Genomic DNA, 20,245 nt, shown 5'->3' on the forward strand with positions numbered 1-20,245 from the left:
ACCGTCATCGGTATCGCCGGTCAGTCGGTGGACCCGCCGACCACCGCATCGGTGGTCGGCTTGGCGGCCAACCCGGCGCTGAGTTGGGCTCCGGTGTGGTTGATATGCATCACGAACGGGCGCAGGTCGGTGTAACGGATCACGCTCATCGACGCCGGGTCGGCGGTGATCCGCTGAAAGCCGTCGAGATGCACGCCCAGGGCATCGGCGAGCACGGCCTTGATCACGTCACCGTGCGTGCACGCCACCCACAGCGCGTCGCCCCCGTGTTGCTCGGCGAGTTCGCGGTCGCGCCTGCGCACCGCAGCGACCGCGCGGGCCTGCACCTGCGCCAGCCCTTCGCCGTCGGGGAACACCGCGGCGCTCGGCTGCGTCTGCACCACACTCCACAGCGGCTCCTTGACCAAGTCGGCGATCTTGCGCCCGGTCCAGCTGCCGTAGTCGACCTCGGTGAGCCCCTCGTCGACGATGGGCTCCAAACCGAGTGCGGCGGCCAGCGGTTCGACCGTGCGCCGGCAGCGCAACAACGGTGACCGCACGATTGCGCGCACCGGCAGATCGCCGATGCGCGAAACCACGCCTGCCGCCTGTTCGACACCGCGGTCGTCGAGGTCCACGCCCTCCGACCGGCCCGCGAGAGTGTGCGCGGTGTTCGACGTCGAGCGCCCGTGCCGCAACAGGATCAAAGTCATTGTGCCGCCCTCACTGTGCCGGCCATCACTGTGCCGCCACGACGCCGGTGCCGAGCAGGATGAGCACCACCGAACCCAGCAGCACCCGGTACCCGACGAACCAATACATGCTGTGCGACACCAGGAATCGCAGGAACCACGCGATCGCGGCGAATCCGACCACGAAGGCGATCAGCGTCGCGATCAGCAGTTGCGGCCCGCTGGCGCTCATACCCTCACCCACCGGGTGGAATGCGTCCGGCAGCGAGAACAGGCCCGACGCGAAGACCGCGGGTATCGCGAGCAGAAAACCGAAGCGGGCGGCCAATTCCCGGTCAAGGCCAAGGAACAGCCCGGCACTGATGGTGGCGCCGGACCGGGAGACGCCCGGCACGAGTGCCAAACACTGTGCGAGACCGACGATGACGCTGTCGCGCCAGGTGAGCTGTTCGACTTGGCGGGTCTGCCTGCCCAGATACTCGGCCGCCGCGATGACCGCCGAGAACACGATGAGCGCCGATGCCACGAGCCACAGATTGCGTGCACCCGTGCGGATTTCGTCCTTGAAGAGGAGCCCGAACACGGCGATCGGGATGGTGCCGATGATCACGAACCAGCCGAGGCGGTAGTCGGCGTTACGGCGAGCGGCGTCGAACAGCCCGCCACACCAGGCCTTCGCGATGCGACCGATGTCCTTGGCGAAGTACACCAGCACCGCGGCCTCGGTGCCGAGCTGGGTGACCGCGGTGAACGACGCCCCGGCGTCGTCGTCGAAGAACACGCGCGACGTGATCGCGAGGTGACCGGATGACGACACCGGCAGAAACTCGGTGAGCCCCTGCACAATCGACAACACGATCACTTGGAGCCACGACATCGCAGGCACGTCAGTCACGACGACGACCGTACCGTGGCGCTCCGCCCAGGGTGGGCTCAGCGAGGGGCGCGCGCTACCGGTTGCGCCTCTGCCACGGCGTCACGAACGGTGGCCGACAGGCTGCGCTCGTCGGTGAGGTCGATATCGGTAAGTTTGCGGGCAGCGACGGCCACGACGTCTTCCTCGGCCGGCACCGGGCCGGAGAGGCGCGGCCGGTATATCTCGATCATCAGCTGCTGGCGCTCAATGTGAAAGGAAAACGTCCGCCCATCGCCAACTTGGCCAAATCCGCTGGCGTGGACACCAGTGGAAATGTCCTCGATAGCAAACTTCTGGTCTCCCAGGTCCCGGTCTGCGGCGAGGGTCATGATCCGACCATACCTCCACTTATGGCGCGATGCTTGCATACGGGAACAAATGCCTGCCGCGACCGTGCCTAAACTGGACTCTTGCCCGCTTCCAGACCGATCAACCCGACCGAGAGCCGTCCGTTGCGCTTAAAAACTCCAGCTCAGCCCGTGTATGCCGGCGTGGCTGCGTTGGTACTGCTGTTCACGGCAGGCTGTTCGTCCAACCCGGTCGACACGCCGCCGCCCACCATCGAGCCCGCCCAGGCTGCGGTGTCGCCGCCGGTAACCGGCAACCCGGACGGCCAGGTGCGCCCAGTTACCGGGCACGCGCAAGCTGCGGTCTTCGACGCAGCAACCAGCACATTGGCGGTCCTGGCGCCCGGACCGGACGGCCAGTCGTCGGTGACACTGCTGACCGGTGCGGCCCAGCCACGCACTGTTTTGCTGGAATCGACCGCCGCGGCGCTGACCGGCGACGGGCGGGGCGGGCTGCTGCTGCCGACACGCGGCGGCTATTTCCGGGTGGACCTCGCGCGTGCCGGATCCAAACCGGCCAAAGTCGGCGTCGAGGGGCAACAGGATGTCGATTTCACCGCGGTCGCGATGCGGGCGGACGGCAACCTTGTCCTCGGCAGTGCCGACGGCGCGGTGTACACCCTCGACGGCCCTACCACGGTCGGCGCCCGGCTGAAGATTTTCGCCAGGGTGGATTCTCTGGTGACACAAGGCAATACCGCCGTGGTCTTGGACCGCGGACAGACCTCGGTGACGACCGTGGACGCCAGCGGAACCGAGGCCGATCACGCACTGCGGGCCGGCGAGGGCGCCACCACCATGACCGCCGACCCGCACGGCAGGATCCTCGTGGCGGACACCCGCGGTGACGGGCTGCTGGTGTTCGGCACCGACCCGTTGATCCTGCGCCAGCGCTACCCCGTGCGTGGCGCACCCTACGGGCTCGCCGGCTCCCCCGGCCTGGCCTGGGTGTCGGAGACCGCCACCAACACAGTCATTGGTTACGATCTTGCCACTGGCATACCCGTCGAAAAGGTGCGTTATCGAACCGTGCAGCAACCCAACTCCCTGGCCTACGACGATAAAGCCGACACCTTGTATGTGGTGTCGGGCTCGGGAGCGGGCGTGCAGGTGATCACGAACGCGGCGGTGAAGCCATGACGGCCGTGCAGCGCGGCCGGATGCCACCAGGCTGGGACAAGGTCGTCGCCGAAGACCTCTCCGACGAATACGACTGGGTGCCGTTGCGGCTGCCACCCGACGTCACGCGGGTCAGCGCGTCGATCCGGCTGTCCATCGAAGCGGAGTACCGGGGCTGGGAACTGACCCGCGTACGGGCCTACACAGACGGGAGCCGACGGGTGCTGTTGCGCCGCAAGAAGACGGCCGCCACCATGCCCGGGACACCGGACCAGCCGGCACTGTGATGTACAGCGCGCTGCGGCGGGCGATGTTCCTCATGCCCGCCGAACGGATACACACCTGGATCTTCGCGCTGCTGCGCACCGCGACCGGGCCGGCCGCACTGCGCCGCATCCTGTCGAAGCGGCTGGGCCCCACCGATCCCATACTCGCCAGCACGGTGTTCGGCGTGCGATTTCCAGGGCCGCTGGGGCTGGCGGCGGGCTTCGACAAGAACGGTCGCGGCCTGAACGCTTGGGGTGCACTGGGTTTCGGTTACGCCGAAGTGGGCACCGTCACCGCACATCCGCAACCGGGCAATCCCGAGCCAAGGCTGTTCCGGCTGCCGGACGACCACGCACTGCTCAACCGGATGGGCTTCAACAACGAAGGCGCCGGCGCACTGGCTCGACGGCTGGCCGAGCACACCCCCGACGTGCCGATCGGGGTGAACATCGGCAAGACCAAGGTCACCCCGCCCGAATCCGCGGTCGACGACTACGTGGCGAGCACCCGGTTGTTGGGCCCGCACGCGTCGTTCGTGGTGGTCAACGTGAGCTCGCCCAACACCCCGGGTCTGCGGGACCTGCAGGCCGTGGCGTCACTGCGGCCGATCCTTGCCGCGGTCAAGGCCGAGACCGACAAACCCGTTCTGGTCAAGATCGCGCCGGATCTGTCGGACTCCGACATCGACGAGATCGCCGATCTGGCAGTAGAACTGGGGCTGGCCGGTATCGTCGCCACCAACACCACGGTGTCGCGCGACGGGTTGATCACCCCTGGCGCGGCCGAGCTCGGCTCCGGCGGGGTATCGGGGCGGCCCGTGGCGCGCCGATCCGCCGAGGTGTTGCGCAGGCTCTACGGCCGGGTCGGCGACAAGCTGGTGTTGATCAGCGTGGGCGGAATCGAGACCGCCGACGACGCATGGGACCGCATCACGTCCGGTGCCTCGCTGCTGCAGGGCTACACCGGCTTCATCTACGGTGGCGGCTTGTGGGCCAAGGACATTCACGACGGCATCGCCGAGCGGCTGCGCCGCGGCGGGTTCGCGTCACTGGCCGATGCGGTGGGCTCGGCCGCGCGCTGACCGGACACTGACCCCGCGAGCGTGCGCAAAATGCTGCGAGTTGACGGAGTGTCGTGCAGCAGACGCGCACGCTCGCGGGGTGAGGCTACTTCTGGTCAGTGCTGTTCATAGGTGCCGTGGATGACGGCGCGGGCGATCGCATGGCCGAACAGGTTGAAGCCCAGATAGGCCGGGGTGGCGCCGTCGGGCAGATCGAGCTTGTCGACGTCGAGTGCGTGCACGGCGACGTAGTAGCGGTGCGGACCGTGGCCGGCAGGCGGCGCGGCGCCGATGAAGCGTTTCTGGCTTGCGTCGTTGGCGAGGGTGACCGCACCACCGGGCAGCGGGCTGCCGTCGCCGGCGCCTGCCGGCAGCTCGGTGACCGAGGCGGGCAGATCGGCCACTGCCCAGTGCCAGAAGCCCGACGCGGTCGGCGCATCCGGGTCATACATCGTCACCGCGAAACTCTTGGTCTCGGCCGGGAAGCCCGACCAGCTCAGCTGCGGCGAGATGTCCGACCCGCCGGCGCCCATGATGCCGCTGACCTGGTCGTTGCCGAGCGGCTGTCCGTCGCTGATCGACTCGGATGTGAGGGTGAAGCCCGGGAGTTGCGGCAGGTTCGCGTAGGGGTCAGGACGGCTCATGTGCTTCCCTTCGTTTCGTCAGCAGTTCTTGAGAAAGTGTTCCAGAACGTTTGCCCCGAATTGCAGGGCATCGACCGGCACGCGCTCGTCCACCCCGTGGAACAACGCGGCGAAGTCGAGGTCCGGCGGCAGGCGCAGCGGCGCGAATCCGAAGCATCGAATCCCCAACCGCTGGAACGACTTCGCGTCAGTCCCGCCGGACAGCATGTACGGCACGATCCGAGCGTCCGGATCGAGCGCCAGCACGGCGTCGTTCATCGCGTCGATGAGGTCGCCGTCGAATGTCGTCTCATAGGACGGCAGATCCCGCTCCCAACTGCGCGTGACGTCCGGTCCGATCAGCTCGTCGACCTCGCGTTCGAAGGCCTCCTTGCGCCCGGGCAGCACGCGGCAGTCCACGACCGCTTCAGCCGACGCCGGAATGACGTTGGCCTTGTAGCCGGCTTTGAGCATGGTCGGGTTGGCCGTGTCGCGCAGTGTCGCCGACACGATCCGGGCCACCCCACCGAGTTTGGCGATCGTGCCCTCCAAGTCCGGGGAGTCCACGTCGAAGGTGTACCCGGTTTCCTCGGCCACCGCGGTCAGGAACTGCTCGACCGCCGGATTGAGCACGAGCGGGAACTGGTGGCGGCCGAGCCGATCGACCGCCCCCGCGATCGCCGTGACGGCGTTGTCGTCGTGCACCATCGATCCGTGGCCGGCGCGCCCACGGGCCGACAGCCGCATCCAGGACAGGCCCTTCTCGGCCGTCTCGATGAGGTAGAGCCGCCGCTCCCCGCCGTCCTTGCGCGGCACCGTTAGCGAAAAGCCGCCGACCTCACCGATCGCCTCTGTGACACCCTCGAACAGATCGGGCCGGTTGTCGACGAGCCAGTTGGCCCCGTATGTGCCGCCGTGCTCCTCGTCGGCGATGAACGCGAACACCAGATCGCGCGGCGGGACGATGCCCGCCCGTTTGAAGTGCCGGGCCACCGCGATCGACATGCCGACCATGTCCTTCATGTCGACGGCGCCCCGACCCCACACGTAACCGTCCTTGACCGCGCCCGAGAACGGGTGCACGCTCCAGTCCGCCGGTTCGGCTGGCACGACGTCGAGGTGCCCGTGCACCATGAGTGCACCGCGCGACGGGTCGGATCCGGGCAGGCGGGCAAACACGTTGCCGCGGCCCGGCGCGCCCGATTCGACGTATTCCGTCTGGTAGCCGACCTCCTGCAGCCGCTCGGCCACCCACTGGGCACACTCGGCCTCACCCTTTGTGGTCGCCGGATCACCGGTGTTGGATGTGTCGAACCTGATGAGTGCGCTGACGAGATCGACCACCTCGTCCGCGCTTGCCGCCGGGACAGTCACAGTCACCATTCGTACCACTGCCATGCGCTTCAAGGCGGGGTCGACGGCGATAGGCGGGCTGGTTTGGGTTCCGGGCCCTCAATCCGATAGCCTTAGGCGCCCAACCCGCAAGGTTGGTCAGCAGGTCCGAGTGGCGGAATGGCAGACGCGCTAGCTTGAGGTGCTAGTGCCCTATTAACGGGCGTGGGGGTTCAAGTCCCCCCTCGGACACACATCACACATCTCCCCCGGCTCAGGGTCCGTTCAGTCGACCTGCCGCGGCTTCACCCAGACAGCCGACCTCCGGCGGCCACCACCCAGGACAGCTCCTCATGGAAGATGTCACTGTGCGCACCGGACGGCCCGTCGTCCTTGGCCACCACGCCGGACGCATCGAGGTTCAGAATCTGGCCGGTTTGAAACGGGTACACCGCGCCGTCGGCACCGAGGGTCTGGGTCGGTGAGTTGAAAGCGCCGTGTGATCCCATCGCGCGCCACCGGAACAGCGGATCGGCCGCGGCGGCCGAATCGTCACCCGCTGCCGCAGAAGCCAGTGGATAGAAAGTGCCAAGCGCGCGGTCATGGCTCGAGAAACAGACCGTCAGCGGACCGTCGATCCGGTTGAGCATGCCGAACAGCGCACCCGAGCCTTTCCGGAACGGCAGCTTCTCGGTGAACGCGAAACGCGAGTACGCACCTTGCAGGAGCGTCACCGATTTGACCGGCGATGGCTGCGCTGCGGTCATACCGGCCAGCGCATAGGACACGACCCGCGCCCCGAAGCTGTGCCCGACGAGATGGATGCGCAGGCCGGGGAACTTCGCGGCCAGTTGGTCGATCACCGGGCCGAGCCCGTTCTTGCCCACCACGCCGGCGCGGTTCTTCATCTTCCAATAGCTGAGCTGGCGCAGCGCCTCCTTGGCGCCGTGCCACAGTTTGGCCGCGAAATCGCCGAGGCCGGCCGCACCTCCCGCGGCGCCGTCATCGCGGAACTCCACCCCGGCGGCCAGCAGCTGGTCGGCGAAGGTGTTGAACAACTCGGACGGATCCTGGTCGTCGTCGACCATGCCCGGCCCGGCGTCGGGCGCGTCGGCCTCGCCGTCGCTGAACCCGTCGGGCGTCGCGGCGTTGAAAGCCTGCAGCGCGTCGAACAGATCGGGGATCGCATCCATCGTCGGCGGCGCCGCGAGCAGATGCGCGAGAGTGTCCAATTGCGCTGTGCCGCTGGGGAACATGTCTTTGAGGTCGGCGAGTTCGGCGGGGTCGAGTGAGGGGTCACCGGCAGCGACGACCCGGTCCTCACCCAGCGCGGCCGCGCCGCCGCCACCGGCGACCACAGCTGGCTCGAAGTCGGGTATCGGTTCGTCGCGCCACAGTTGCGACGGCCAGCGCACGCCGACGAATCCGACCGTGCGTGCCGGGTCGATCTGCTTCGCGAGCAGCTCGAACCAGCGGCCGTACAACGACTTCGCGGCCGCCTCGTCGTTGTTCCAGCCGTGCGAGAAGATCACCAGGTCACTCAGACCTTCTGCGCGACCGACGAGCTCGGCCACTGCCTCCTTGTCGGAATGCCCCTCGTCGTCGAACACCAGGCGCCAGATCCGGTCAGTCATATCATCGGCCATCGGAAGTCCCTTCGGGTCATACGGATTGCAGTGCGCGCATGAGATCGACGAGGCCGCTGCCCTGGAATGCGGGATCGCGCCCCAATGAGGTCGCCGAGTCGACGAAGATACGCTTGATCGCCTCGGGCTTGCTGATGAACTCGCGCTGTACCGACAGGAACGCCGCGATGGCTCCCGACACGTGCGGCGCGGCCATGCTCGTTCCGCTCTCCTCGAGATAGACCGGAACGTCGTCGGCGACTTCGATCTGGTTCGTCACGCTGTCGCGCCGGGTTCCCGCCGCGGCCGACGTGATGCGCTCGCCGGGCGCCACCAGATCGGGCTTGCGACGCCCGTCGCCGGTGGGCCCGCGCGACGAGAAATACGAGACCCCGAAGGTGTGCGGCGAGCTGCGGTGGGTGGATCCGACCGTGATGGCGCTCTCGGTGTTGCCCGGATCGTTGATCGTCATGTCGACGGTGAACTTCTGCGAGTCCTTGCTCGAAGACGTGCTGAGCGACACGTACCCGGAGTTTCCGGCCGCGACGACCACCACCACACCCGAGCGCACGGTCTTGTCGACCTCCACGCACATCGGGCTCTGGCCGCACGCGTACCACTCCGCATTGAACGTGTAGCCCAGGCTCAGGTTCACGCCGTGGATGCGTGGCGCCCGTTCGCTGCCTGCGTTGAGCTCGCGGACATAGGCCAGCGCCTGCATCACGCGGCTCACCCTCGACACGTCGTCACCGGGGCCGAGCACCTTGAGGCTCACGAGTTTTGCCCTCGGCGCCATCCCGGCCAGCCGGGCGGGCTCGCTCACGTCGCGTGGCTGCATGATCGGGTCGCCGCCACGCTCGGGATCGTTGAGCCGCTTCTCAGCCACCACGACGTCCTTGCCCGCCCAATCCACCAGTCCCCCGGCGATGATGCCCGCGACGTGAGTGCCGTGCCCGTCGGTGTCGGTCAGCGGCGCGTCGCCTCCGGTGAAATCCTTGTGCAGCTCCGACACCAGCGGATCGGTCACGGTGTGGTGGTACGCGAAGTGCGGATGGGTCTTCTCGATGCCGGAATCCACCACCGCCCAGACGATCTTGTCGCCGAGACTGTCGAAGGACCGCTGTGCGGCGACGGCCTTGATGGTGTTCGACGACGCGTCGATCTGCGGCGTGACCTCGAAATCGGGCCATATGCGGTAGATGGCGCGACGCGGCCAGCTCTGCGGCACCGCGTCGGCCGAGACCAGTCGCTTGACCTGGGCCACAGTGAGATCGCCGATCATGAACTGATCGGCGAGCGGTTGCGGTGAGCCCGCTGCCCCGACCAATTGCCACAGGTCGCGGACGCGTTCTATCGCGCCGGTCACCGACGGCTGGAACGCGAGGTTCAGTTCGATCATGATCGGTAGCGGGTCATCGGCAATGGCACCGGCCTGCGACGTCGCCGCCATCTTCTCGCGCAGCGGTGGCGTGATCACACCGGCCAAAACGGGGTCGCGCCTGGGCTTTTCGATTGTTGACGGCGCCACGGCGGCGCGCTTGGGCGTGGCAGTCTCGGGTACCGTCGCCGTGGCCGCCTCGCACGCCCGCTCGACATCGCGCCTGCCCGCCGCCGTCAACGTGAACTCACCGGCCTTCGACCGGCTGATCAAGCGCCGCTTGCGCAGGCTCGCGACGGCTTCCTCGACGCGGTTGTGCCAGTACGGCTTGTCCTTCTCGTACTGCCGATCCCGCTCGACGAACTCGGACGCGAATCGCGCAGCCACTGCCTCGGTCACCGCGGCGATGTCGGCGCGCTTGTCCAACGCCGCGAGGTCGGCGAGCGCGCACTGCACCCGATCGGACCAGATTCGACTTTCGGCTGAAGTCACCGCGCTCCCTCGGAATCGTCGTCGGCATGACAGACCGACCCGATCAATGGTGCTATGGACATCGGGTGCGCGTCCCGATTTCCCGGTTCCCGACAGTCGGCCGACGACGGCGTTTCGCGGCGGCGCGGCCGGCAAATTCCGGTTGTTGGACTGGAAAGAACAATCCGTTACCGCGTCAATCCGCCAGGTGCCGGTCGTAGTCGCGTCGTTCGAGCCAGCGTTGCAGGTCGTATACGCCGAGCGCGGCGAAGATCAGCGGCAGCGCGGCCAGCCAGCCAGTCACAACCGCTCTCCCTGCTCAGCGGAATTTGTGGACATTTCCGGCTCTCCTGACGGTCGATTCACCGGATAATCCCGGTGATGCTCGAAACGTACGACCGAAGGGCCGGCAATTCACGAGTGGAGCGCTACCTGTATTCGGCGTGCGGTCGCCGGATTGCGCGGTGGTGTGCTGCCGCGAGCCGGGCATGTCAGGACCCGATCGAGTAGCCGACTACTCGTGTCATGTCGCCGCACGCGAATGAGAATTTGTCTGGGCGGGTCAACGGGCAGGGTCGGGAGGAAAGCATGAGGATCGCGGCGCTGGCGGCGCGGCTGGCCGAGCGGCTGGACCGGTCCGTCGGGTGGTCCCGGCTGCCCACCGTGATCGGGCTCGCTGTACTCGTCGGACTGCGTCACCAACTTCGCGCCGCGAACCTCTACGACTCCGGCAGCGTTCCCGCCGATATCCCGCGCCCGGCCGATTATCTGGTCGCGCGCACGCGCGACGGAAGCTACAACGACCTCACCAACCCTCAGATGGGGGCCGTCGGCTGCCGGTTCGGGCGCAACGTACCGCCCGCCTACGCCTATCCCGAGACCGGCAGCCGACTGCTGAACCCCAACCCCCGGTTGATCAGCCGGAAGCTGCTGACCCGCGACACTTTTCAGCCGGCCACAACGCTCAATCTGCTCGCCGCGGCATGGATCCAATTCGAAGTGCACGACTGGTTCAGCCACGAGACCGCCCCATCGCAGCCGGTGGCCGTGCCACTGCGAGACGACGATCCGTGGCCGGACGACGCGATGCACGTCGCACGTACCGCACCCGACCCGAACCCCGATCCGACCGGCCCCGCCACCTTCACGACACAGGATTCGCATTGGTGGGACGCATCCCAGATCTACGGCACCACAGCAGAATTCGCCCGTGCGCTACGTACGTTCGACAAGGGCAGACTGCGCATCGACGACACGGGGCTGCCCCCGCCGGACGTGGAAGCACTTCTGGATCTCACCGGCGCCGCAGGCAACTTCTGGGTCGGTTTGGCGCTGCTGCACTCACTGTTCATGCGCGAGCACAACGCGATCTGCACCCGCCTCGCCGAAAACTACCCGCGTCTGTCAGACCAACAGCTCTACGACAAAGCGCGGCTGATCAACGCGGCACTGATGGCCAAGATCCACACCGTCGACTGGACACCGGCGATCATCGCGCATCCCACCACGGTGTATGCCATGCGGGCCAACTGGTTCGGACTCCTCGGCGAGCGGATCGGTCGCATACGCCGACGGCCGACGCGCAGTGCCCTGCTGCACGGAATTCCCGGCTCGCGGACCCGACACCACGACGTGCCGTACTCGCTCACCGAGGAGTTCGTCGCGGTGTACCGGATGCATCCGCTGATTCCCGACGAGTTCACGTTCCGCTCGCTGCAGGACGACCGGATCACCGCTCGGTACGAGCTACCCGACCTGTCGGTACTCAACGTGCGTGCGCGTCTCGCCGAGACGTCGATGGCCGACCTGTTCTATTCGTTCGGCCGGGCCCATCCTGGGGCCATATCGCTGCACAACTTCCCGCGTCACCTGCAGGAGATGCACCGCGTCGACGGGACACCCATCGACCTCGCCACGATCGATCTGATTCGGTCCAGGGAGCGAGGTGTACCGCGCTACAACGAGTTCCGCACGCTGTTCCGGCTCAAGCCGGCAGCGACGTTCGAGGAACTGACGGGTGAGACGACGGTGGCTGCGGAGCTGCGAGAAATCTATGGCGACGTCGACCTGGTCGATCTCATGATCGGCCTCTACGCCGAACCGAAGCCGCGGGGTTTCGGCTTCAGCGACACCGCGTTTCGCGTGTTCATTCTGATGGCGACGCGCCGGCTGGAAAGCGATCGGTTCTTCACCACCGACTTCCGCGACGAGATCTACACCGCCGCCGGCATCGAATGGGTGCGCGACAACGACATGCGTTCGGTACTCCTGCGCCACTTCCGGCAGCTTGCCCCTGCCCTTGCCGGTGTCACCAACCCGTTCGCGCCGTGGCGAGCGGTGGGCGTGCCCGGGTAGACGCCGATGTAGTTCACGACTCCTCAACCGAATACGACAGAAAGGCCTCCCCGCATGACCGAAGCAATCGACAAGATCTGGACCGCCCCGCCCATCCTCTACCGTCCGGAGCTCGAAACACCCCCGGCCGACGAAGAGCAGCAGATCCACAAGATCATGGCGAAGCTGCTCAAGAACAATCAGCGTGCCTACAAGAAGTACAAGCACGGACTGCGCGATGCACACGCCAAGAGCCACGCGATCCTGCGCGGCGAGCTGATCGTGAACGACGACCTCCGGCCCGAGTTGGCCCAGGGTATCTTCGCCGAATCTCGTAGCTTCCCGGTGATCGCGCGGATCTCCAGCACGTCGGGCGTGCTGCGCGGCGACAAGATGCGCGGTGTCCGCGGCCTCGCCATCAAGGCGATCGGGGTGGAGGGTGAGCGACTCCAGGAGGACGAACCGAGCACGACCCAGGACTTCGTCCTGGTGACCCATGAGGACTTCTTGTTCGCCGATGCCCGCGCCTACGCCGGTTTGGGCATGATCACGGCAAGCCTGCTCGCACGGCTTCCCGACACCGCCCTGTGGGTGGGTAGTGAGCTCCTCAGCGGCCTCGACAAGCTGGGCCTGCGTATACCAGCCAATCTCAAGGTGTTCATCGCACCGAACCGGCCGATCCTGGGTGAGACGTTCTTCTCCTCGGCTCCCATCCGCTATGGCGATTACGTCGCGAAGTTCAGATACGCGCCGTCGTCGGAGAACGTGAAAGCCCTTGCCGAGCAACTCCTTCCACGCAATCCGAGCCAAGACGCCCACCGCGACCTGATCATGGAGTTCTTCGAGCACAACACGGCCGAGTACGAGTTCGGCGTGCAACTGTGCATCGACGAGAAGGCGATGCCGATCGAGGATGCGAGCGTCAACTGGGACCAGAAGAAGTCGCCGTATCTTCCGGTCGCGAAAGTCGTCTTTCCGCCCCAGAACCCGTACAGTCCGCTGCGGCGCGCCTACGGCGACGACGTGCTGTCGTTCAACTCGTGGCGCGGCCTGACGGCACACCAGCCATTGGGTTCGATCAACCGACTGAAGAAGCTGGTCTATGAGTCGTCAAGCAATTTCCGCCACGACGTCAACAGGATTTCGCGCCACGAACCGTCCGACATCTCCGAGCTGCCCGACTGATGACGGCAAACTCACAGAAATTTGCTCCCTGCTCACGAAGTGGCGCAGAAAAGGGCGACTTCATGCCGCTGACACCATATTCGGCAGCGATGTCTGCCCCTGACACTTAGACTCTGAATCCATGCCTGGGAAATGGCAGTTGCTGGACCGGCCCGCGGAGCACGAGGCGATCCGCGCGGCACTCAGCAGCGAAGAGAGTTGCGGCGTCGTCCTCGTCGGTGCGGCCGGAGTCGGCAAGACGACCCTGGCCCGCACCGTCACATCGTCGTTGCGCAAGAAGGTGCACTGGACTGCATGCACGGAGTCATCACGCAGCATTCCGCTCGGGGCTTTCGCGCATTGGGTGCGGCCGTCGGCGTCCCGTGATCCGATCGCGCTCATCGGGTCGGCACGCGAATCGCTTGTCGCCGATGGCGATCCCGTGGTGGGCATCGACGATGCCCACCTGCTGGACCAGCTGTCGGCAACGCTTCTGCACCAGATCGCGGTGGAGCGCGCGGGGCACGTGGTGGCCACCGTGCGCAGTGGTGAACCCGTGCCGGATGCCGTCACGTCACTGTGGAAAGACGGTTACCTGCAACGGTTCGAACTGCACCCGTTCACCAAACAGCAGAGCATCGCGCTGATCGAGACGGTGCTCGGCGGCACGCTCGAGGGGCTCAGTGCCGATGTGATGTGGGAATCCTCGGGCGGAAACCCGTTGTTCCTGCGCAACATGGTCGAGGGTGCGGTCGACGCCGGAGCCCTGGCCGAGGTCAACGGCGTGTGGCAGTTCCGCGGCCCGGCCGTGATCCCGTCCGGACTCGTCGAACTGCTCGACGAACGGCTCGCGCACGCCGGTGAGGATGTGCTGCACGCACTCAAGCTGCTCTCGTTGTGCGAACCGCTCGACATCGACGCGTTCTCCGAGCTCGCAGGCGAGGAGGCGGTCGACGCCGCCGAGATGCGCGGACTGATCCGCATCGTGGCCGACAACTCCGATGGCGCGGGGCAGATCACCGCCCGGTTCAGCCATCCGCTGTTCGGCGAAGTGGTGCGCCGCCGGGTCGGGACCGCCTCGGCCCGTAAGCTGCGTGGTCGCATCGCCCAGATTCTGCGGGAGCGCGACCTCACGTCGGCGGCGAGCCGGATCCGGCTTGCGCAGCTGTGTGTCCAGAGCGATCGCGGCGCCGAGATCGACCTGCTGATCACCGCGGCGAAAGACGCCGTGTTCCTGTCGAATCTGCCGCTCGGCGAGCAGCTGGCGCGCGCGGCGTTCGACCACGGCGGCGGCCTCGGTGCGGCTGCGCTGCTCTCCCGGGCGCTGCTGTGGCAAGGGCATCCGGCGCAGGCCGACAGCATCCTGGCGCGCTTCTCCCCGGACCACATGGACGAGATGGAACTCGTGCAGTGGGGAGTTCCGCGCCTGTCGATCCTGTTCTGGTCGATGGGCGACGTCGCGCGTGCCAACCAGGTGCTCGATCTGTTGAACTCACGGGTGACCCATCCGATCCTCAAGTTGATCGTCGATGCCACCGGTGCCGGTATGGCCATCCACGAGAACAGGATCGCCGAGGGCCTGGAGACCGCCGAACGCGTGCTGGCCAATCCCGAGGCGCCGCGGCAGGCCGTCGATTTCGCCGCATTCAGCGCCGGCCTCGCGATGCCGGTTGCCGGGCGCGGCAACGACTTCCTGCCGATCGCGTCGCGGTGCCGCGCGCAGCGCAAGACCACCGACGGCATGATCCGGATCATGGTGTTCTACGGCGAGGTTCTCGCGCTCGCCTACACCGGCCAGCTGGAGCTGGCCGAGCGCCGCGCCGCCGAATACGCCGAGTTCTCCTCTGCCGGGCAGTTCGCCGGCTGGGCCATCGCCAAGATCATGGCCGGCGCGGCCGCCACCCACAGCGGCAGGTTCCAGGACGCGATCTCGGCGATCGAACAGGCACTGGCCGCGCTCAACGCCGAGAATTCGCTGCCGTGGCAGCTGCCCGGCCGGCTGCTGCTGGCCCGGGCATACGCGGCGGTGGGCAATCCGGCCGAAGCGGAACGGGTGTTGGAGGACGCCAAGGAACACTCGGGCGCCTTCATGGCACTGCACGAGCCGCAGCGCATACTCGCCAAGGCGTGTGTCGCCGCCGCCAAGGGCGGGCACCGTTCGGCGATCGACCTGTCGCGGGCGGCCGCCGATGCCGCGCGTTCAGCGGGCCAGTACGCGGTCGAAGCCGAGGCCCTGCACCACGCTGCCCGATTCGGCGACCGCACGGTGGTCCGTCGGCTGCAGGGTTTGGTCGACCGCGTGGACGGCCCGCTGACGGCCCTCTACGCCCGGCACGCGGCGGCCGTGGCCGCGGCCGACCCGAAGGAACTCGACGAGGTGTCGACGGCCTTCGAGCAGGCGGGCCTGCTGCTGTCGGCTGCCGACGCGGCCGCGCAGGCCGTCCCCCTGCACGACAAGGCCGGTCAGCGCAGGCGCAGCACCGAGTCCGCGGCTCACGCACTGCAACTGGCATCCAAGTGTGGCGGTGCGGCCACTCCGGCCATCCGCTCGGCGGCGCGCCCCCTGCCGGTCACGTCGCGCGAGCGTGAAGTGGCGGGCCTGGTGGCTCAGGGACTGTCGAATCGCGAGATCGCCGAGCGGCTGACGGTGTCGGTGCGCACCGTGGAAGGCCACATCTACCGGGCAGGCATCAAACTCGGTGTCGCCGAGCGCGATGAGCTCGCCAAGATCGTGTGGAACGACTTGGGTAACAACGGGAGCAACACCAGCAACCAGTAGCGTCAGTACACGTCGCGGACGTAACGCTTCTCGGCGACGAGTTCGCGTTTGTAGTCGCGCGCGCGTTCCTCCGACATGCCGCCGTGCGTGCGGATGATCGTAGTGAGGGCGGCGTCGACGTCCTTGGCCATGCGGGCGGCGTCACCGCACACGTAGAAGTGCGCGCCGTCGTCGAGCCACCGCCACACGTCGGCGCCATAGTCGAGCATCTTGTGCTGGACGTAGACCCGTTTGGCTTGATCGCGCGAGAACGCCAGATCCAGCCGGCTCAGGAAACCGTCGTGGACCATGCCCTCCAGATCGTCGCGATAGTAGAAGTTCTCGCTGCGGTGCTGGTCACCGAAGAACAGCCAGTTTCGACCGGTGTGGCCCAACGCGCGGCGTTCCTGCAGAAATCCCCGGAACGGGGCGATCCCGGTGCCGGGACCCACCATGATCATGGGTGTGGCGGCATCCTCGGGAGGCCGGAAATGTGGCGACCGCTGAAGGAACACCGGTGCGGCAGCGGCACGGTCGGCGAGGAACGTCGAGCACACTCCACCACGCACGCCGCCGTGCGCACCGGGGTAGCGCACGACCGACACGGTTAACTGCACCTCGTGCGGGCTCACGAGCGGGCTCGACGATATCGAGTAGTTGCGCGGTGTCAGCCGCACCAGCACCTCTTGCCACTGCTCGGGGTCGGCGTGCACGCCGAACTCGGTCACGACGTCGAGAGCGTTGCGGTTGCGCAGCCACTCCTTCAGCCGCTCACCGGATCCGCGCAGCACTTTCGCCGATCGGTCGGTGCACGAATCGGCAACGAACCGCAGCAGATTCGGTGTCACGCGGCAGATGTCGTAGGACGAGATGAGTGCATCCCGCAGGGACTGCTCGGTGCCGTCAACCTCGACGACGGCGTCCCCGTTCAGCGCGGTCGCCGCGAGCCACGCGTCCACCACGGCCGGGTCATTGGTGGCGTACACCCCGAGCGAGTCGCCGGCCGCATAGCTGACGTCGTAGTCGGATATGTCGAAACCGAAATGCCGCACTTCTTTCGCCGATCCCGGCGCCGTGAGCACCGCGTTGCGGCTGAGTATCGCGAGAATCGGTTTGGCCCTTGTGAATTCGTCCGGTTCGGCGCGGATGACGGTACGGCCACCGCCTCTCGGCCTGCTGTGTGGCTCGGTGGGCTCACCGGTCAGCAGTTCGGTGACGGTATCGGCCCACTGATGCATGGGCTCGTCGTCGTAGGCCTCGCATTCGGCGCGGTCGAGCAGCTTGGTGGCGCCCAGATCGGCGAGCCGGCGATCCAACGATTTGGCGTGACCGCAGAAGTTGTCATAGGCGCGGTCCCCGATTCCGAGCACGGCATAACGCATGCCGTGCAGTTCGGGTGCGTCGGACGCTTCGAGCCGGCTCCAGAAATCGGCGCCGTTGTCGGGCGGTCCGCCGTCTCCGAACGTGCTCGTGACGACGAGTACATCGCGGGCCGCGGCCAGCTCCCCCAGCGTGAGGTCATCCATGTTCACCAGCGTGGCTCCGTCGAGCCGGGTCGCGAGTTTCGCGGCGAACTCCTCGGCGTTGCCGGTCTGCGATGCCCACAACACCAGTGGACCCGTCAGCACCGGCCGCTCGGCGACGCTGGTGCGCGAATACCGGCCCGCCAGCACCCCGTCCACCCACAACCGCACCCTTGGACTGACGGGCGCGGAACCCGGAAGCACCGGAACGCCTGCCGGATCGTCCGGCAGCCCGGTGAAGAACCCGGCCAGATAAGTCTTCTCGGCCTCGGTCAGGCCAGGCTTGAGGTCAGTGGTCACACCGAGCTCGGCGGCAACCGGGTGCGCGTAACCGGAACCGCCGACCGATCGCGCCGGGCGCAGGCTGACCGCGCAGACCTTGAATTCCGGCTGCAGCGAGTCGGAGTCCACCGCATCGTTGGTGACAGCGTTGACCGTGAGGTACTCGCCGTGTTCGTCGTTCCAGTGAAACGGCGCAAAGCAATTGCCGGGCCGGACGCGGTCGGACAGCACCGCGGGCAACACCGCCCGACCTCGGCGCGAGGCCACCTCGACAGGCTGGCCGGCGAATATCTCGAGTTCAAGCGCATCGACCGGGTGAATCTCGATGAACGGCGCGGGATTGAGCTTGTTGAGCCCGGCGACCTTGCCGGTCTTGGTCATCGTGTGCCATTGATGTTGCAGCCGACCGGTGTTGAGCACCATCGGATAGTCGTCATCGGGAAGCTCGGCGGCGTCCATGTGCGGCCGGGCGTGGAACATCGCCCGTCGTGACGGCGTCGGGAACGCCAGGCGGGGCCGATGTCCGGCCTCGTCGACGAACAGCTCCTGGCTCACCCCGTCGTTGAGGTAGCGGACCGGATGGCGGTCGGCGTCGCCGCCGGGCGCATCGACCGGCGGACACGGCCACTGCAACGGTGTCCGGCGCAGCCGCTCGTAACTGGCGCCGCGCAGGTCGTATCCGGTCTTCGGATTGGCGAAGCGCCGGATCTCTTCGAAGATCTCTTCGGCGCAGCCGTAGTCGAAATGCTCACCGAAACCCAGGTGTGCGGCGACCTGGCAGATGAGTTGCCAATCCGGCCGGGCCTGGCCGACCGGCGGCAGCGACGGAGACAACAGCGTCAGGTTCCGCTCGGAATTGACCATGACGCCCTCGGATTCGGCCCACAGCGCGGCGGGCAGCACGATGTCGGCGTAGTGATTGGTGGCCGTCGCGCGGTACGCGTCCTGGACGACGACGAGTTCGGCGGCTTCGAGCCCGTTGATGACGGTCTTCCGGTTCGCCACGCTGGCAACGGGATTGGTACAGATGATCCAGCAGGCTTTGATATCGCCCGCGGCCATCTGCTCGAACATGCCCACCGTGCCCGGCCCTACCTCCGACCGGATCGTGCCCGGTTCCAGACCCCATTGCGTTTCGGCGAAGGCCCGATCGTCGGCCGAGAGGACCGCGCGTTGCCCCGGCAAACCCGGCCCCATGTAGCCCATTTCGCGTCCGCCCATGGCGTTCGGCTGGCCGGTCAGCGACATCGGCCCACTTCCCGGTCGACAAATGGCTCCCGTGGCAAGGTGCAAGTTGCAGATGGCGTTCGTGTTCCAGGTTCCGTGCGTGCTCTGGTTGAGCCCCATGGTCCAGCACGTCATCCACTCCCCCGCTTCGGCGATCATCGCCGCGGCGGTGCGGATGTCGTCTTCGGGTATGCCGGTGATCTCGGCGACCCGGGCCGGCGGGTAGTCGGCGAGGAACTGCGGCATGGTGTCCCAGCCGGTGGTGTGTTCGGCGATGAATTCTTGGTCGATGTCGCCGTTTTCGACCAGGATGTGCAGCAGGCCGTTGAGCAGCGCAAGGTCGGTGCCCGGCTTGATCTGCAGGAAGAGGTCGGCCTTCTCGGCGGTCGTGGTCCGCCGCGGGTCGACGACGATCAGCTTGGCGCCGGATTTGAGCCGATCGGCCATGCGCAGGAACAAGATCGGGTGACAGTCGGCCATGTTCGAGCCGATGACGAAGAACAGGTCGGAGCAGTCGAAGTCGGTGTAGGAGCCCGGTGGGCCGTCCGCGCCGAGCGATTGCTTGAATCCGGTGCCCGCACTGGCCATGCACAACCGCGAGTTGGACTCGATGTGCACGGTCCGCAGGAAACCCTTGGCGAGCTTGGTAGCCAGGTACTGAGCCTCGATCGACATCTGGCCGGACACATACAGCGCGACGGCGTCGGCACCGTGTTCGTCGATGATCGCCCGCAGCCGCCGCCCCGCCTCCGCGACCGCGTCATCGACCGGCGTTGGCGTCAGTTCGTCGTCACGGGTGGGCCGCAGTAGCGCCGACTTCAACCGGTCGTCGTCGGCGGCCATCATCTCGGCATGGGTGGCACCCTTGGTGCACAACCTGCCGAAGTTGGCCGGGTGCAACTTGTCACCGGCGACGCGGGCGATGACCGTACGGCCGTCGTCGACACGGGTGCTCACCTCGATGCCGCAGCCGACACCGCAGTACGAACACGCCGTCCGCCGGGTTGCAGCCAAGGTCGCGCCGTCTGCCATGCCCTCATGGTGGGCGGCGGGTGTTCCGAGTTTTTTCCGAAAGCGTTATCGGCAGGAAAACTGATCCTCACCACCCGTCACGGTCGGCGGTGAGCATCGTTTTCCCAGCTCAGCGC

The 20,245-nt window shown here is 66.9% G+C and carries 14 protein-coding genes and 1 tRNA gene; 7 read left to right on the forward strand and 8 right to left on the reverse strand.

The genetic code is table 11. The features are described 5' to 3' along the window. Positions 1 to 20: 20 nt before the first annotated feature. The 3 genes from ACRCUN_RS20650 to ACRCUN_RS20660 are packed head-to-tail and all read right to left on the reverse strand — an operon-like array spanning position 21 to position 1,916. Entirely contained in the window at positions 21 to 692 is a 672-nt protein-coding gene (locus ACRCUN_RS20650) for a histidine phosphatase family protein (RefSeq protein ID WP_462143480.1), read from the reverse strand. 25 nt (positions 693 to 717) lie between these two features. Beyond that, entirely contained in the window at positions 718 to 1,548 is an 831-nt protein-coding gene (locus ACRCUN_RS20655) for an undecaprenyl-diphosphate phosphatase (RefSeq protein ID WP_462143514.1), read from the reverse strand. Positions 1,549 to 1,604: 56 nt separating this feature from the next. Continuing rightward, the gene (locus ACRCUN_RS20660; RefSeq protein WP_462143481.1) at positions 1,605 to 1,916 is read right to left on the reverse strand and encodes a hypothetical protein; all 312 of its coding nucleotides are present in this window, start codon (positions 1,914 to 1,916) and stop codon (positions 1,605 to 1,607) included. Between the two features lie 81 nt (positions 1,917 to 1,997). On the opposite strand from ACRCUN_RS20660, the gene ACRCUN_RS20665 reads away from it, so the two are divergent. Genes ACRCUN_RS20665 through ACRCUN_RS20675 form a run of 3 tightly spaced genes read left to right on the forward strand, consistent with a single transcriptional unit; the run spans position 1,998 to position 4,401 of the window. Next, on the forward strand, positions 1,998 to 3,074 hold the full coding sequence (locus ACRCUN_RS20665; protein ID WP_462143482.1) for a YncE family protein: 1,077 nt from the start codon (positions 1,998 to 2,000) through the stop codon (positions 3,072 to 3,074). Next, on the forward strand, positions 3,071 to 3,340 hold the full coding sequence (locus tag ACRCUN_RS20670) for a DUF5703 family protein (RefSeq protein WP_067858879.1): 270 nt from the start codon (positions 3,071 to 3,073) through the stop codon (positions 3,338 to 3,340). The genes ACRCUN_RS20665 and ACRCUN_RS20670 overlap by 4 nt, the downstream gene beginning before the upstream one ends. Then, the gene (locus ACRCUN_RS20675; RefSeq protein WP_462143483.1) at positions 3,340 to 4,401 is read left to right on the forward strand and encodes a quinone-dependent dihydroorotate dehydrogenase; all 1,062 of its coding nucleotides are present in this window, start codon (positions 3,340 to 3,342) and stop codon (positions 4,399 to 4,401) included. The genes ACRCUN_RS20670 and ACRCUN_RS20675 overlap by 1 nt, the downstream gene beginning before the upstream one ends. A 95-nt stretch (positions 4,402 to 4,496) precedes the next feature. Here the strand turns inward: ACRCUN_RS20675 and ACRCUN_RS20680 are convergent, their stop codons facing one another. Both ACRCUN_RS20680 and ACRCUN_RS20685 read right to left on the reverse strand, forming a co-directional pair. Then, entirely contained in the window at positions 4,497 to 5,024 is a 528-nt protein-coding gene (locus ACRCUN_RS20680) for a YbhB/YbcL family Raf kinase inhibitor-like protein (RefSeq protein ID WP_462143484.1), read from the reverse strand. Positions 5,025 to 5,042: 18 nt separating this feature from the next. Further along, positions 5,043 to 6,386 (reverse strand): M20/M25/M40 family metallo-hydrolase, encoded by a 1,344-nt coding sequence (locus tag ACRCUN_RS20685; protein WP_462143485.1) that lies wholly within the window; start codon positions 6,384 to 6,386, stop codon positions 5,043 to 5,045. 115 nt (positions 6,387 to 6,501) lie between these two features. Here ACRCUN_RS20685 and ACRCUN_RS20690 point away from each other — a divergent pair. Next, positions 6,502 to 6,587 (forward strand) — tRNA-Leu (locus ACRCUN_RS20690). Positions 6,588 to 6,640: 53 nt separating this feature from the next. On the opposite strand, the gene ACRCUN_RS20695 is transcribed toward ACRCUN_RS20690, so the two are convergent. Further along, entirely contained in the window at positions 6,641 to 7,981 is a 1,341-nt protein-coding gene (locus ACRCUN_RS20695; protein WP_462143486.1) for a serine-threonine protein kinase, read from the reverse strand. Positions 7,982 to 7,997: 16 nt separating this feature from the next. After that, entirely contained in the window at positions 7,998 to 9,488 is a 1,491-nt protein-coding gene (locus ACRCUN_RS20700) for a S8 family peptidase (protein WP_462143515.1), read from the reverse strand. 909 nt (positions 9,489 to 10,397) lie between these two features. Between ACRCUN_RS20700 and ACRCUN_RS20705 the strand changes: the two genes are divergently transcribed. The 3 genes from ACRCUN_RS20705 to ACRCUN_RS20715 all read left to right on the forward strand — a co-directional run bounded on the left by ACRCUN_RS20705 (position 10,398) and on the right by ACRCUN_RS20715 (position 16,086). Continuing rightward, entirely contained in the window at positions 10,398 to 12,164 is a 1,767-nt protein-coding gene (locus ACRCUN_RS20705) for a peroxidase family protein (protein WP_462143487.1), read from the forward strand. 54 nt (positions 12,165 to 12,218) lie between these two features. Continuing rightward, on the forward strand, positions 12,219 to 13,328 hold the full coding sequence (locus tag ACRCUN_RS20710; RefSeq protein ID WP_462143488.1) for a catalase family protein: 1,110 nt from the start codon (positions 12,219 to 12,221) through the stop codon (positions 13,326 to 13,328). Between the two features lie 121 nt (positions 13,329 to 13,449). Beyond that, positions 13,450 to 16,086: a LuxR C-terminal-related transcriptional regulator gene (locus ACRCUN_RS20715; protein WP_462143489.1), complete on the forward strand. Its 2,637-nt coding sequence runs from the start codon at positions 13,450 to 13,452 to the stop codon at positions 16,084 to 16,086. 2 nt (positions 16,087 to 16,088) lie between these two features. Here ACRCUN_RS20715 and ACRCUN_RS20720 read toward each other — a convergent pair whose 3' ends face one another. Next, positions 16,089 to 20,129, reverse strand: a complete 4,041-nt coding sequence (locus ACRCUN_RS20720; protein WP_462143490.1) for a bifunctional nitrate reductase/sulfite reductase flavoprotein subunit alpha — start codon at positions 20,127 to 20,129, stop codon at positions 16,089 to 16,091. Positions 20,130 to 20,245 lie beyond the last annotated feature (116 nt).

Source organism: Mycobacterium venezuelense (genome assembly GCF_054919535.1).